The 14,610-nt window shown below is 65.6% G+C and carries 16 protein-coding genes; 7 read left to right on the top strand and 9 right to left on the bottom strand.

The genetic code is table 11. The features are described from left to right. Positions 1-6 precede the first annotated feature (6 nt). The 7 genes from GLS40_RS04340 to GLS40_RS04310 all read right to left on the bottom strand — a co-directional run bounded on the left by GLS40_RS04340 (position 7) and on the right by GLS40_RS04310 (position 7,040). The gene (locus GLS40_RS04340) at positions 7-1,002 is read right to left on the bottom strand and encodes an ABC transporter ATP-binding protein (RefSeq protein WP_160381511.1); all 996 of its coding nucleotides are present in this window, start codon (positions 1,000-1,002) and stop codon (positions 7-9) included. After that, complete coding sequence (locus tag GLS40_RS04335) at positions 995-2,092, bottom strand: ABC transporter ATP-binding protein (RefSeq protein WP_160381510.1); 1,098 nt, start codon at positions 2,090-2,092, stop codon at positions 995-997. Before GLS40_RS04335 ends, GLS40_RS04340 begins: the two co-directional genes overlap by 8 nt. A 2-nt stretch (positions 2,093-2,094) precedes the next feature. Then, a complete protein-coding gene (locus GLS40_RS04330; RefSeq protein ID WP_160381509.1) occupies positions 2,095-2,283 on the bottom strand; it encodes a hypothetical protein in 189 nt (62 codons plus the stop codon). A 52-nt stretch (positions 2,284-2,335) separates the two neighbouring features. Beyond that, on the bottom strand, positions 2,336-3,274 hold the full coding sequence (locus GLS40_RS04325) for a carbohydrate ABC transporter permease (protein ID WP_160381508.1): 939 nt from the start codon (positions 3,272-3,274) through the stop codon (positions 2,336-2,338). Positions 3,275-3,334: 60 nt separating this feature from the next. Then, a complete protein-coding gene (locus GLS40_RS04320; protein ID WP_160381507.1) occupies positions 3,335-4,282 on the bottom strand; it encodes a carbohydrate ABC transporter permease in 948 nt (315 codons plus the stop codon). 69 nt (positions 4,283-4,351) lie between these two features. Further along, the gene (locus GLS40_RS04315; RefSeq protein WP_160381506.1) at positions 4,352-5,677 is read right to left on the bottom strand and encodes an ABC transporter substrate-binding protein; all 1,326 of its coding nucleotides are present in this window, start codon (positions 5,675-5,677) and stop codon (positions 4,352-4,354) included. A 331-nt stretch (positions 5,678-6,008) separates the two neighbouring features. After that, complete coding sequence (locus tag GLS40_RS04310) at positions 6,009-7,040, bottom strand: LacI family DNA-binding transcriptional regulator (RefSeq protein WP_160381505.1); 1,032 nt, start codon at positions 7,038-7,040, stop codon at positions 6,009-6,011. Between the two features lie 154 nt (positions 7,041-7,194). On the opposite strand from GLS40_RS04310, the gene GLS40_RS04305 reads away from it, so the two are divergent. Genes GLS40_RS04305 through arsH form a run of 3 tightly spaced genes read left to right on the top strand, consistent with a single transcriptional unit; the run spans position 7,195 to position 8,675 of the window. After that, positions 7,195-7,527, top strand: a complete 333-nt coding sequence (locus GLS40_RS04305; RefSeq protein WP_160381504.1) for an ArsR/SmtB family transcription factor — start codon at positions 7,195-7,197, stop codon at positions 7,525-7,527. A gap of 28 nt (positions 7,528-7,555) precedes the next feature. Further along, positions 7,556-7,978, top strand: coding sequence for an arsenate reductase (glutaredoxin) (gene arsC, locus GLS40_RS04300; RefSeq protein WP_160381503.1), 423 nt, complete (start codon positions 7,556-7,558; stop codon positions 7,976-7,978). Then, the gene (gene arsH / locus GLS40_RS04295) at positions 7,971-8,675 is read left to right on the top strand and encodes an arsenical resistance protein ArsH (protein ID WP_160381502.1); all 705 of its coding nucleotides are present in this window, start codon (positions 7,971-7,973) and stop codon (positions 8,673-8,675) included. The genes arsC and arsH overlap by 8 nt, the downstream gene beginning before the upstream one ends. Positions 8,676-8,678: 3 nt before the next feature. On the opposite strand, the gene speB is transcribed toward arsH, so the two are convergent. After that, a complete protein-coding gene (speB, locus tag GLS40_RS04290; RefSeq protein WP_160381501.1) occupies positions 8,679-9,650 on the bottom strand; it encodes an agmatinase in 972 nt (323 codons plus the stop codon). Position 9,651: 1 nt separating this feature from the next. Beyond that, positions 9,652-10,824, bottom strand: a complete 1,173-nt coding sequence (locus GLS40_RS04285) for a M20 aminoacylase family protein (protein ID WP_160381500.1) — start codon at positions 10,822-10,824, stop codon at positions 9,652-9,654. A gap of 63 nt (positions 10,825-10,887) precedes the next feature. On the opposite strand from GLS40_RS04285, the gene mazG reads away from it, so the two are divergent. The 4 genes from mazG (at position 10,888) to GLS40_RS04265 (ending at position 14,449) form a co-directional block, all read left to right on the top strand. Then, positions 10,888-11,730: a nucleoside triphosphate pyrophosphohydrolase gene (gene mazG / locus GLS40_RS04280; protein ID WP_160381499.1), complete on the top strand. Its 843-nt coding sequence runs from the start codon at positions 10,888-10,890 to the stop codon at positions 11,728-11,730. Between the two features lie 87 nt (positions 11,731-11,817). After that, complete coding sequence (locus GLS40_RS04275; protein ID WP_160381498.1) at positions 11,818-12,831, top strand: Fe(3+) ABC transporter substrate-binding protein; 1,014 nt, start codon at positions 11,818-11,820, stop codon at positions 12,829-12,831. 236 nt (positions 12,832-13,067) lie between these two features. Continuing rightward, a complete protein-coding gene (locus GLS40_RS04270) occupies positions 13,068-14,006 on the top strand; it encodes a nucleoside hydrolase (protein WP_160381497.1) in 939 nt (312 codons plus the stop codon). Further along, positions 14,003-14,449: a GNAT family N-acetyltransferase gene (locus tag GLS40_RS04265; protein WP_328598873.1), complete on the top strand. Its 447-nt coding sequence runs from the start codon at positions 14,003-14,005 to the stop codon at positions 14,447-14,449. Before GLS40_RS04270 ends, GLS40_RS04265 begins: the two co-directional genes overlap by 4 nt. The last annotated feature ends 161 nt before the right edge of the window (positions 14,450-14,610 follow it).

The following is a 14,610-nucleotide window of genomic DNA, read 5'->3' as shown; positions in this document are numbered from 1 at the left end:
TCCTCCTCAGCCGACGCGGGCGCCCGCGGTGTCGAAAAACAGGGGATCGCGGGGCGCGATGGACAGGGTGTCGCCGGGGCCGAGCGCGGTCTGCGCCTCGGTCAGGGTGACGATCTCGTGCCCGGCCAGCCGCAGGTGCAGGCGGGTCTGGTCGCCCAGATGTTCGACGCGAACGACCTCGGCCGGCTGACCTTCGCCGTGGGCGATGTGTTCCGGGCGCAGCCCGATGGTCGCCGCCCCGCCCGGTGCGCCGGGGAACAGCCCGGCCGGCAGCGCATTGATCCGCGGCAGGCCGAGCCGCGTCGCGACATAGAGGCTGACCGGGCTTTCATAAACCTCGCGCGGGGGGCCGAACTGCACCAGCCGCCCGTGGTCCAGCACGCCCACATGGGTCGCCATCGTCATCGCCTCGATCTGGTCATGGGTGACGTAGAGCAGCGTGGCCCCCATCTCGGCCTGGATGCGCTTGAGCTCGATCCTGAGATCGGCCCTGAGTTTGGCGTCGAGCGAGGACAGCGGTTCGTCCATCAGGTGGATCGACGGCTCGCGCACCAGCGCCCGGCCGATCGAGACGCGCTGCATCTCGCCCCCCGACAGCTGCGTCGCCTTGTTGTCCAGCTTGTGCGCGATGCGCAGCACCTCGGCCACGGCCCCGACGCGGCGGGCGATCTCGTCCTCGGGGGTCTTCAGGATCGGCGAGCGCAGCGGAAAGGCCAGGTTGTCGCGCACCGTCATGTGCGGATAGAGCGAATATTGCTGGAACACCATCGTCACATTGCGCTGCGCCGGGGTCAGCCCGGTCGCTTCCATCCCGCCGATGGCCACCCGGCCCGTATCCGGCGCCTCCAGCCCCGAGACGAGGCGCAGGGTTGTGGTCTTGCCCGCGCCGGTCGGGCCCAGCAGAACGACAAAGGCGCCGTCGGGAATGGTCATCGACACGTCCGACAGCGCGACCGTGTCGCCGTAGGATTTCGACAGGTTGCTCAGGGTGACATCAGCCACGGGACAGGACCCCCTCGTTCAGTTCCGACCCAAGCGCCCGCCCCGTCTGGCGGTCGAACAGGGTCACGGTGGTGCCGTTGAAATCCAGCCCCACGGTTTCGTCCAGCCGCGCGGGCTGTTCGGAGGGGATGCGGGCCTTCAACTCTCCGTTCGGGGTGGCGATGGTGACGATCTGCGTGGTGCCCAGATATTCCGTCGCCCGAACCCGGCCGCGATAGGCCGAGGAGTCGCTGATGCGCACATGTTCGGGGCGCACGCCATAGGCCATGCCGCCGGAAAACGCCTCGCGCGCGGCGGGCACCGGCAGCGCCTGGCCATCCAGCGTCACCGCCCCGGAACCGGGCTGCACGGCCCCGTCGAAATCGAGGAAGTTCATCGAGGGCGAACCGATGAAATCGGCCACGAACATGGTGGCGGGCTTGTCGTAGATGTCCTGGGGCTTGCCGAACTGTTCGATCACCCCGTGGTTCATCACCACGATCTTGTCGCCCATCTGCATCGCCTCAAGCTGGTCATGGGTCACATAGACCGTCGTCGCGCCCATCCGGTCGTGCAGGGCGCGCAGCTCCTGCGACATGTGTTCGCGGAATTCGGCGTCCAGCGCCCCCAGCGGTTCGTCCATCATGAAGGCCTTGGGATCGCGCACGATGGCACGCCCCAGGGCCACGCGCTGCCGGTCGCCGCCCGAAAGCCCGCCGACGGGGCGGTCCAGGATATCCTCGATCCCCAGGATGCGCGCGACCTCCTGCACCTTTTCGCGCACCCTGGCGCGCGGCATGCCCTGGCTGACCAGCGGGTACGAGATGTTCTTGCGCACATTCATATGCGGGTAGAGCGCGAACATCTGAAAGACAAAGGCGATGTCGCGCTGCGAGGCGGGCCTGCGGCCGACCTCTTCGCCGTCGATGTAGATTTCCCCGCTGGTCGGCAGCTCAAGCCCCGCGATCATCCGCAGCGTCGTGGTCTTGCCGCAGCCCGAGGGGCCGAGCAGCATGAAGAATTCGCCATCCTCGATGGTGAAGGACGAGGATTGCACGGCGGTGAAGCTGCCGAATTCCTTGCACAGGTTCTGGACGACGATTTCGGCCATGCCTACTCCGGGAAATGGCTGACGACGATGAACATGACGGTTCCGGTCAGCGTGACGAGGAAGGACCAGGTATAGGCCCACAGGAACAGCGGCTGCATCAGCATCACCACGCCCAGGGCGATAAGGATGCTGGCCAGCATCTCCCACGGGCCGCGGCGCAGGCGAAGCAGGCCGTTGAGGAAACGGGTCATCTCGGGCCCTCCACCCTGGTGGCGTTTCGGGTCATCTGCATGGTATCGCCCCTCATTTCCGCACCGCGCCAAAGGTGATCCCGCGCAGCAGGTGCTTGCGCAGCATGATGGTGAAGACCATGACCGGGATCAGGAACAGCGTGGTGCCCGCGGCCACGGCGGGCCAGTCCTTGCCCACGCCGATGATCGTCGGGATGAAGGGCGGCGCGGTCTGCGCCGTGCCCGAGGTCAGCAGCACCGCAAAGGCATATTCGTTCCAGGCGAAGATCAGGCAGAAGATCGCGGTCGAGGCGATGCCGGTTGCCGCCTGCGGCAGCACCACCTTGCGAAAGGCCTGAAAGCGCGTGTAGCCGTCGATCAGCGCCGCTTCCTCGTATTCGCGGGGGATCTCGTCGATGAACCCCTTGAGCAGCCAGACCGAGAGCGAGATGTTCACCGCCGTGTAAAGCAGGATCATCCCCAGGTGGGTGTCCGACAGCCCCAGCGTGCGGAACATCAGAAAGATCGGGATCGCCACCGCAATTGGCGGCATCATCCGGGTCGAGAGGATGAAGAACAGCAGATCGTCCTTGAGCGGCACCTTGAAGCGGGAAAAGGCATAGGCCGCCAGCGTGCCCAGGAAGACCGACAGGAAGGTCGAGCCAAAGCCGATGATGACCGAGTTCAGGAACCGCTCGCCATAGCGCGAGGGGCCCGAGATCACCATGCCGTACTGGCGCACGATCCGGTCGTACCAGCTGTCCGGCGGGCCCAGCGTTTCCAGGGTTTCCGGCGTGGCGCGCGAACGGGTGGTGAAGAGGTTGACGTAGCCCTCCAGCGTCGGTTCGAACACCACCTTGGGCGGATAGGCGATGGCATCGGCGGGCGATTTGAACCCGGTCGCGACAATCCAGACCAGCGGCAGGATGGTGATGACCGCGTAGAGCACGACCAGCGACCCGGCGATCCACTTCTGCCGCGGCGTGGCGGCGATGACGGAAAAATCGCTCATGACTTCGCCTCCGGTCGGGTTGCGGTCAGAAAGAGGGCAGAGAGCAACGGCTGTTTCATCTCAACGCTCCTTCACCTTGTTCAGCGCCTTCACGTAGATCGAGGCAAGGCCGAAGACCGTGACAAACAGGATGATCGCATAGGCCGAGGAATAGCCGGTGCGCCATTTCTCGAAGGCCTCGCGCTTGAGCGTGATCGAGGTCAGCTCGGTCGTCGAGCCGGGGCCGCCGCCGGTCAGCAGGGTCACCATGTCGAACATCTTGAAATTCTCGATCCCCCGGAACAGCACCGCCAGCATCAGGAAGGGCAGCACCATCGGCACGGTGATCGTCCAGAACTGCCGCCAGGGGCTGGCGCGGTCGATGGCGGCGGCCTCGTAGATGTAGTCGGGGATCGAGCGCAGCCCCGCCAGGCAGATCAGCATCACGAAGGGCGTCCACATCCAGGTGTCGACGATGACGATCGCCCAGGGCGCCAGGTTCACCGACCCGATCATCGAAAAGGACGACGGATCCACCCCGGAAAAGAAGCTCACCACGTAATTGAACAGCCCGATCTGCGGCTGATAGAGAAAGGTCCAGAAGTTGCCGACCACCGCAGGCGAAAGCATCATCGGCAGCACGATGATGGTGGTCCACAGGTCGTTGCCCTTGAATTTCTTGTTGATCAGATAGGCCAGGGTAAATCCGATCAGCACCTGCAGCACGATGGTCCAGATCAGGAAATGCGCCGTCGCCTGCATCGAATGCCAGATGTCGCCGTCGGTCAGGATACGCTCGTAATTGCGCAGGCCGACCCATTCCACCTCGGCGTTGGTGCGGTTGGCCCGGTAGTTCGTCAGGCTCAGCCGGATCGTCCAGATCAGCGGGAAGATGTTGATCGCCAGCAGCAGGAAGATCGTCGGGGCGACGAAGATCCACGCCAGTGTCCGGTCCGAAATTCCCTTGACGCGGGTGACGATGGCCGGTGGCGTGGCGGCGGCGGCACGCTCTATGGGAGTCTGTGTCATGGGGGAACTTTCTGGCCTGTATCGCCGGGGCCGCACCTGCTGCGCCCCCGGCCGTGTCATGAACGGCGCTTAAAGCTTGCCGTCATCCTCGAAGGTTTCGGTCCAGTCCGAGACCAGGCCGTCCAACGCTTCCTGTGCCGTGCCCTGCCCGGCGACGACATAGTCGTGGAACCGCTTCTGGGTGTCCTGCAGCAGGATGGCATAGGAGGGTTCGGCCCAGAAGTCCTTTACCACCGCCATCGAGTCGAGGAAGGTCTGCGCATAGGGCTGGCTGGCCGGGAAGGACGGGTCCAGCGTCACCGCCTTGAGGCAGGAGAAGCCGCCCATTTCCCACCATTTCGCCTGCACCTCGGGCTTGGCGAACCACTTGATGTATTCCAGCGCCGCGTCCTGCTTTTCGGAATAGGCCACGACCGAGATGCCCTGCCCGCCCAGCTGGGCGAACTGCTCGCCATCCGGGCCGGCCGGGTTCACGAAATAGCCGGTCTTGCCCTTGCCGACACTGGCGTCGTTCTCGAAGCCCGGCCAGGTGAAGGCAAAGTTCATCTGCATGGCGACCTGGCCCGACTTGAAGGCGTCGATCCCCTCGCTCATGTAGCCGTTGGACGCGCCCGGAGGGGTGCAGCAGTCGTAGAGTTCCTTGTAGTACTCCAGCCCGGCCACCGCGCCCGGAGAGTTCACGAAACCCTCCATGTCATAGGGCTTTTCGGGGTTTTCGTATTTGAAGCCAAAGGAATAGAGCACGTCCATCGCGCCCATCGTGATCCCCTCGGACCCGCGTTCGGTGTAGATCGAGGCGCCGTAGACCGTCTTGCCGTCGATCTCGCGTTTCTGAAAGAATTCGGCGATGTCCTTGAGCTGGGCAAAGGTTTCCGGCGCGGCCAGGTCATAGCCGTACTTGTCCTTGAATTCGGCCATCAGCGCGGGCCGTTCGAACCAGTCCTTGCGATAGGTCCAGCCCACCACGTCGCCAAAGGCGGGCAACGCCCAGTAGTTGGGGGTGTTCTTGGGCCATTCGGAATAGCCCACAACCGTGGCGTCGATGAAATCGTCCATCTTGATGCCGTTGGCGTCGAAGAAGTCGTTCAGCTTGATGTAATGGCCGTTCTCGGCCGATCCGCCGATCCACTGGCTGTCGCCGATCATCAGGTCGCAGAGCTGCCCGCCCGAATTCAGCTCGTTCAGCATCCGGTCGGCGAAGTTGGGCCAGGGCACGAATTCGAAATTCATCGAATGGCCCGACTCGGCCTCGAAATCCTTGCTCAGTTCGACCAGAGCGTTTGCCGGATCCCACGAGGCCCAGCAGAGGGTCAAATCCTCTGCCTGCGCCGCGGGCGCCATGACGCCCGCACCGGCAGCCAAGCCAATGGCCGCCAAGAGTCCCTTGGTATTCATAGGTGGTTCCTCCCTGTTTCTGTCCGTTCGGCGCACAGTTACAGACGCCGCTTTGGGCATGGGAAAACGGTAAAGGACGAACGGCGCCTGCGTAAAGGGATTTCTGAGGTGCGTACCTCATTTTATGTTCCGGGTCGGAAAAGGCGGTAAGAATGGCTCATAAATCTCTGAATAGTAACACTATTCACAAGTCGCTACGCTTGTGATGTCTTGACGGGATGCGCCCGCCGGGTTGCCGTAACGTCAGATTGCGCGGCCCGGCCCTGCGCCGGAACCGGCGACTCAGCACCCTGCCCCGAGGCACCGAGTCGCGCCGCCCGGCAGCCTTTTCTCAGGTCGGCAGGTTCTCTTTCAGAACGATGTCGATCCGGATACGCTCCTGCGCCTCGTAGATCGCCACCCCGTCGCATTTCGCCCGCAGCACCCGCATCGCGCTGCGCACCAGGTGGCCGACGTTCTGGGTGATCACCGCGTCCACCTCATAGTCGATCAGCCCCTGATGGGTCAGCGGCGTCAGCTCGTGCACGATCACCGTCAGCTCTGCGATCCGGCCCGACCGCCGCAGCGCGCCGATCAGCGGGCGGTTGCCCGGCCCCATCGAATAGACCCCCCGCAGATCCGGATGCGCCAGCGCCGCCTTGAGCAGGATCGCCTCCATCCGCGCGGGATCGCCGCGCGATTCGATGGTCGGCAGGATGGTCAGATGATCGAAGCGTTCCGACATCACCTCGTCAAAGCCAAGCCGCCGCTCGATACTGTCGCGCGAGAGCATGGAATTGGTCACGATCAGTACCTTGCCGGGGATTGCGCCGACAAAGCGCCCCATCAGGTCGCCCGCCGTGCGGCCCGCCGACAGGTTGTTGATCCCCACGAAATGGTCCCGCCCCGAGGTCGGCAAATCCGACACCAGCGCCACCACCGACAGCCCTGCCTCCTTCAGCCGCGCAACCGCGTCGCGCACCTGCGGGGTCTCGGGCGCCATGATCGCCACGCCGTCGTAATGCTCGGCCGACAGCGAATTCAGCGCCCGCACGACAGAATGCGGATCCTGCACCTGCACCGGCACCACCTTCACGAAGACACGGTCGGCCAGCTGGGCCGCCATCGCCTCTTTCAGTGCCAGTTTCAGCGTGTCGACAAACTGGCTGTCGCCATCCGGCAGGACAAAGGCAAAGCGGTACTGCGTCTTGCGCGCCAGGTTCGCCGCATAGGTGTCGCGCACGTAGCCCAGGCTGCGGACCGCGTCGTTCACACGCTCGATCGTATTCGCCCGCACGCCGGGGCGGCCGTTGAGCACACGGTCGACCGTGGCCAGGCTGACGCCTGCCTCGCGGGCGATGTCATGGACTGTCGGCTTTGCCATCGGGACCTCCGTCCCGTGACGGTACGGCGCAAAACTGAGGTACGTCAATCAGCTAGCGGCCACATTGGATTTCGCTGCGGCCCTGCTGCCGCGCCCCGGGAATGGTGGCACCCTGGCGCTTGCGGCGCCGCAACGAATCAACTATTCATGATATATGGATAAGACACTCGCCCTCGCCGCGCTCAGCGCCCTTGGACAATCGACCCGGCTGGACGTGTTCCGCCTGCTGGTCACCGCCGGGCCCGAGGGCATGGCCGCCGGCCAGATCGCCGAGTCGCTCGGCATCCGGCAGAACACCATGTCGACCAACCTGACCGTCCTGCTGAACGCCGGGCTGGTCACCAACGAACGCGACGGGCGCAGCGTGCGCTACATGGCCAATATGGACAGGATGCGCGACCTGCTCGGCTTCCTGCTGGAGGATTGCTGCCGGGGCCAGCCCGAGCTGTGCCAGCCCATCCTCGCCAGGCTGGCCTTTGAATGCTGACCCGACCGGCCCGGAAAGGACCCCTGCCGTGACCATCGTCATCCACCACAACCCCGATTGCGGAACCTCTCGCAACGTGCTGGAAATCATACGAAAATCCGGCACCGAACCGGTGATCATCGACTACCTGGCGGAAGGCTGGACACGGCCGCAGCTGCTGGCCCTTTTCGCCGCCGCCGGCCTGACGCCGCGCAGCGCGCTGCGCACCACAAAATCCCCCGCCGTCGAGCTGGGGCTGACCGACCCGGCCGTCCCTGACGACGCGCTGCTGGACGCGATGCTCAAGCATCCGGTGCTGGTGAACCGCCCGATCGTGTGCTCGCCCAGGGGCGTGCGCCTGTGCCGCCCGTCCGAAACCGTGCTGGACCTGCTCGACACCCTGCCGCCCGGTCCGCTCTGGAAGGAAGACGGAGAGATGATCCTGACTGCCGAAGGACACCGCATTGCCTGATACGCCCGCCCTCGACGACACGCAGTTCCGCGCCATCGACCCCGACGCGCTGTTCCCCGCCAGCCGACGCACGGATCCGCCGCGCATCCTGCTGCTCTATGGCTCGCTCCGGCAGCGCAGCTTTTCGCGCCTGGCGGCGGAGGAGGCGGCGCGCATCCTGCAACGGCTGGGCGCCGAGACGCGGATGTTCAACCCATCCGGCCTGCCCCTGCCCGACGACGCCCCCGCCGACCACCCCAAGGTGGCCGAGCTGCGCGATCTGGTGACCTGGTGCGACGGCATGGTCTGGTCCTCGCCCGAGCGTCACGGCGCGATGACCGGCATCATGAAGGCGCAGATCGACTGGATCCCGCTGTCGCTGGGCGCCGTGCGCCCGACGCAGGGCAAGACGCTGGCGGTGATGCAGGTCTCGGGCGGCTCGCAGAGCTTCAACGCGGTGAACCAGCTGCGCGTGCTGGGCCGCTGGATGCGCTGCCTGACGATCCCCAACCAGTCCTCGGTGCCCAAGGCCTTTCAGCAGTTCGACGCGGCCGGGCGGATGAAGCCCTCGTCCTATTACGACCGGATCGTCGACGTGATGGAGGAACTGGTGAAGTTCACCGTCCTGACCCGCGATATCCGCGAGCATCTGGTCGACCGCTATTCCGAACGCAAGGAATCCGCCGAGGAGCTGCTGGCCCGGGTGAACCGGGCCTGAGCCTCAGCCGCCCTTGCGCCGGGTCCAGCACCACAGGCAGATGATCTCCATCGCCACATGGGCGCCCGCGATGGCGGTGGCGCCGGTGGTGTCGAAGGGCGGCGAGACCTCGACGACATCCCCGCCCACCAGGTTCACCCCGGCGATGCCGCGCAGGATCGCCGCCGCCTGGGCCGAGGTCAGCCCGCCCCAGACCGGCGTGCCGGTGCCGGGCGCATAGGCCGGGTCCAGGCAGTCGATGTCAAAGCTCAGATAGGCCGGGCGGTCGCCCACGATCTCGAGGATCCGGGCCGCAACCGCGCGGTTGCCGGTCTCGTGCACCGCGGGCGCGTCGATGATGTTCATGCCCATGTCACCGTCCAGGTTCACCGTGCGGATCCCCACCTGGACCGAGGTCGCCGGGTCGATCAGCCCCAGCTTGATCGCCTTGTAGAACATCGTGCCGTGGTCGATCCGGTCGAAATCGTCATCCGCCCAGGTGTCGCTATGGGCATCGAAATGGATCAGCGACAGGGGGCCGAATTTCTCGGCATAGGCCTTGAGGATCGGGAAGCTGATGTAGTGATCGCCCCCCAGCACCACGCTGCCCGCGCCCTGCGCCAGGATGCCCCGGATATGCGCGGTCAGGGTGTCGGGAAAATCCGCGACCCTGGCATAGTCGAAGGCCAGATCGCCGTAATCCGCGATGGCAAATTCGCCCAGCGGGTCAAAGCCCCAGCCATAGGGCGGGTCATAGGGCTGCAGGCACGAGGCCTCGCGGATCGCCCGGGGGCCAAGGCGCGTGCCGGTGCGGTTGGTCACCGCCTGATCGAAGGGCACGCCGGTCACCGCCAGGTCCACCCCCGTCAGGTCCTTGGTGTATCGCCGGCGCAGAAAGGACGTGGCCCCGCCGAACGCGTTTTCAAAGCTCAGCCCCTTGAGGCCGTCGCGGGTAAAGGCCTGGTCGACCTGTGTCTTGGCATCCTCAAGCGCCATGTTAGCCCTCCAGCGGTTGCGCGGTTTCCACGAGGCGGACGAAATAGCTGGCCCCCACGGGCGCAATCTCGTCGTTGAAATCATAGCCCGGCTGGTGCAGCCCCGCCCCCTCGCCCTGCCCGATCAGCATATAGGCGCCGGGCCGTTCCTGCAGCATGAAGGCGAAATCCTCGGCCCCCATCGAACGGTCCTCGCGGTAGGTCACATTGTCCTCGCCCGCGACGCTGCGGGCGACCTCGGCGGCAAAGGCGCTCTTTTCGGGGTCGTTGATCGTGGGCGGATAGCCCCGGGCATAGTCCAGCACCGCCTCCACGCCATAGGCCGCCGCCTGCCCGGCCACGATCTCGTGCATCCGCGCTTCGACCCGGTCCTGTACCAGGGGGTCGAAGGTGCGTACGGTGCCGTTCAGATAGGCCTTCTCGGGGATGATGTTGTCGGAACTGCCGGTGTGAATCTGGGTCAGCGACAGCACCATCTCGTCCCGGCCATAGATGTTGCGGCTGACGATGGTCTGCAGCGCCTGGGCGATGCCCACGGCGGCCATCACCGGGTCGCGCGTCTCGTCGGGATGCGCGGCATGGCCGCCCACCCCGGTGATGTGGATATGAAAGATGTCGTCGCCCGCCAGCACCGGCCCTGGCCCGGTGGCGAAATGGCCCGCGGGATATCCCGGCGCATTGTGCAACGCATAGACCTGCCCGATGCCGAAACTGTCCAGCATCCCCTCCTGCACCATGACATTTGCGCCGCCGCCGGCCTCTTCCGCCGGCTGAAAGATCAGCGCCACCTTGCCGGAGAAATTCCGCGTTTCGGCCAGGTGACGCGCGGCGCCCAGCAACATGGTCGTATGTCCGTCATGCCCGCAGGCATGCATCTTGCCCGCACGGGTCGAGGCATGCTCGGCCCCGGTCGATTCCTCGATCGGCAGCGCGTCCATGTCGGCGCGCAGGCCGACGATGCCGCCCCTGTGCCGGCCGCGCCCCTCGATGATCGCCACGACGCCGGTCTTTGCGATGCCCTGGTGGATCTCGTCGACGCCGAATTCGCGCAGCCGCTCGACGATGAAGGACGCGGTGTCGTGGCAGTCGAACCCCAGTTCGGGGTTGGCATGCAGGTGTCGGCGCCACGCCTTCATGTCCTCGGCAAAGCCGGCGATGGAGTTGATGACGGGCATGGGTGGACTCCTGACAGCGCCTCGGGTCAGGGTGCACTCAACCCGAAAGCCGGAGATCCCGCAATGGCAGATGATCTGATCCACGACCCTGACGGCGGGTTACCCCGGCTGCTGGAAATCATGCGCCGCCTGCGCGATCCGGCCACCGGCTGCCCCTGGGACCTGGAACAGGACTTTGCCAGCATCGCCCCCTATACGATCGAGGAAGCATATGAGGTCGCCGACGCCATCGAGCGCGAGGCCTGGGACGAATTGCGCGGCGAACTGGGCGACCTGCTGTTCCAGTCGGTGTTCCATGCGCAGATGGCCTCGGAACGCGGGCTGTTCGATTTTCACGACGTGGCCAACACCATGTCTGACAAGATGGTCGCCCGGCATCCCCATGTCTTTGGCGACGAGAGCCGCGAGAAATCCGCCGAACAGCAGACCGCCGACTGGGAGGCGATCAAGGCCGCCGAACGCGCCGGCAAGGCGCAGACCGGCGTGCTGGACGGGGTGGCGATGGGCCTGCCCGCGCTGACCCGGGCGGTCAAGCTGCAGAAACGCGCCGCCCGCGTCGGGTTCGACTGGCCCGGAACCGGCGACGTTTTGTCCAAGCTGACCGAAGAGACCGCCGAACTGGTCGAGGCGCGCGACACCCTGGGCCCCGAGGAGATCGAAGAGGAATTTGGCGACCTGCTCTTCGTGATGGCCAATCTGGCGCGGCACATGGGCGTCGATCCCGAAGCGGCCCTGCGCGGCGCAAATGCCAAGTTCACGCGCCGTTTCAAGCGGATAGAGGACCAACTTGACGCGATCGGCAAGCGCCCCGCCGACAGCGACCTGGCCGAGATGGACACCATGTGGGACATCGCCAAGGCCGAGGACAAGGCCCGCGCCCGGGGCGGATCGGGCCGGTCCGGATAGCGCCCCGGTTACCTGAGTGATTTCATAAGGCATTGACCTGAGCACTTTTGTCGGGCATTCCGCGGTCAGCAGAATCCGGAGGACCGAATGCTTACACTTGCCCGCAAGACCGCCCTCGCCTGTGGCGTCGCCCTTGTCGCCACTCCCGCCCTGGCCGAAGAGGTCAACCTGTACTCCTACCGCCAGCCCGAGCTGATCCAGCCGCTGGCCGACGCCTTCACCAAGGAGACCGGGATCACCGTCAACATCGCCTTCCTCGACAAGGGCATGGTGGAACGGTTGAAGGCCGAGGGCGCGCGCTCGCCCGCCGATCTGGTCCTGACCGTGGATATCGCGCGCCTGGCCGCCGTGGTGGACGCCGGCGTGACCGAGGCGATCACCGATCCAACCCTGGCCGCCAAGGTGCCCGCCGCCTATCACGACCCGGACGGCCAGTGGTGGGCGCTGACCACCCGCGCCCGCATCGTCTATGCCAGCAAGGACCGCGTCGCCGACGGCGAGGTGACCACCTACGAGGATCTCGCCGATCCCAAGTGGAAGGGCCGGATCTGCACCCGCTCGGGCATGCACCCCTATAACGTCGCCCTCACCGCCGCCTACCTGTACCACCACGGCGAAGAGGCCACCAAGACCTGGCTGGAGGCGCTGAAATCCAACCTCGCCCGCAAGCCGCAGGGCAATGACCGCGCGCAGGTCAAGGCGATCTGGGCCGGGGAATGCGACATCAGCCTGGGCAACACCTATTACATGGGCGAGATGCTGGAAGATCCCGAACAGACGGAATGGGCCAATTCCGTCCGCATCGTCTTTCCCACCTTCGAAGGCGGCGGCACCCATGTGAACATCTCGGGCATCGCGCTGACCAAGGCCAGCCCGAACCGCGAAAATGCCATCAAGTTCATGGACTTCCTCGTCTCGCCCGAGGCGCAGGGGATCTATGCCGCGGCCAACCACGAATATCCGATCGCCGAGGGCTCGGAACCGTCGGAACTGGTTAAGGGCTGGGGCAGCTTCACCCCCGATGACGTGAATCTGGCCGAGCTGGCCAAGCTGCGCCCCGCCGCGCTGAAGCTGATGGAACAGGTCGATTTCGACGGCTGACCGTCAGCCCGAAGATCGCGCAAGGGCCCGCCGGTTTCGGCGGGCCTTTTTCGTTTTCTGTCAGTGTATTGCGATCCGATATTAAGGCTTCGCCCTGCAACCGCTCCGATCCCGCCCTTCCCATGACCCGGCCCGTTCCGCAGGCAACTGCCCGGCGGCATCCTGCGCGGCCCCTCTCGACGGTGGACAACCGGGCGATCCCGCGTCACTCTCGCCCGCGCAATACGGGGGACTGAATGGCGCGCAAGATCATCATCGACACCGATCCGGGACAGGACGACGCCGTCGCCATCCTGCTGGCCCTCGCCAGCCCCGCAGAGATCGAGGTGCTGGGCATCACTGCCGTTGCCGGAAACGTGCCGCTGTCGCTGACCGCCAAGAACGCGCGCATCGTCTGCGAACTGGCCGGCCACCCCGAGGTCAAGGTCTTTGCCGGCTGCGACCGCCCGATGGGCCGCCCGCTGGTCACCGCCGAGCATGTGCATGGCGAGACCGGCCTGAACGGCCCGAAACTCCCCGATCCGACGATGCCGCTGCAGCCCGGCCACGGGGTGGATTTCATCATCGAGACGCTGCGCAGCGAACCGCCGGGGACGGTCACGCTCTGCCCGCTTGGCCCGCTGACCAATATCGCCCAGGCCTTTGTCCAGGCGCCCGACATCGTCGAACGGGTGCAAGAGATCGTGCTGATGGGCGGGGCCTATTTCGAGGTGGGCAACATCACCCCGGCCGCCGAGTTCAACATCTACGTCGACCCGCAGGCCGCTGATATCGTGTTCAAATCCGGCGTTCCGCTTGTGGTCATGTCGCTGGATGTGACGCATCAGGCGCTGGTCACCCGCGCCCGCAACGATGCCTTCCGCGCCATCGGCACGCCGGTCGGGATCGCCGTCGCCCAGATGACCGATTTCTTCGAACGCTTCGACAAGGAAAAATACGGCAGTGACGGCGCCCCGCTGCACGATCCCTGCGTGACCGCCTATCTGATCCGGCCCGACCTGTTCACCGGGCGGCACATCAATGTCGAGATCGAGACGACCTCGGAACTGACCATGGGCATGACGGTGGCCGACTGGTGGGGCGTCACCGACCGCCCGGCCAATGCGATGTTCATGGGCACGATCGACGCCGACGGCTTTTTCGCCCTGCTGGCAGAAAGGCTGGCCCGCCTGTGACCTCTCTGCACCTTGCCGGCCCCGAAGACCTGCAGCGCCTGCTGCCGATGGTGGCGGCGTTCCACGGCGAGATGGAGATCGACCAGACCGACGAGATCCGCGCCCGCGCGCTGTCGGTCCTGCTCGACGGGTCGGAACACGGGGTGGTCTACCTGATCGGCCCGGTCCGTTCGCCCATCGGCTATGTGGTGATCTGTTTCGGCTGGTCGCTGGAGTTCGGAGGGCTGGACGGATTCGTCGACGAGATCTGGATCCGCCCCGGCGTGCGCGGCCGCGGCATCGGCGGAGAGGTGCTGTCGATCCTGCCCAAGGCGCTGGCCCAGGCCGGGCTGACCGCCCTGCATCTGGAGGTCAAGCGCGACGATCCCCGCACGGTGGCCTTTTACCGCAAGCAGAAATTCGCCCCGCGCGAGCAGTACATGCTGATGACGCGCCGGTTCTAGGCGCTTTGGGGCGCAGGGCATGTTCCCGGGGGGGCGGACGGTGGCCGAGCTTCAGGCCTTGGGATGATGCGGGGGCCGATGCGCCCATGCTCACCCCCCACGCACGGGCCGAACGGGATAGGTTGGCCGTTCAAGCCCGCTGCTGCGCGCTGCCCCGGTCA

Source organism: Pseudooceanicola pacificus, assembly GCF_009789075.1.
GTDB lineage: Bacteria > Pseudomonadota > Alphaproteobacteria > Rhodobacterales > Rhodobacteraceae > Pseudooceanicola > Pseudooceanicola pacificus.
This window is presented reverse-complemented; position numbering and strand designations above follow the sequence as displayed.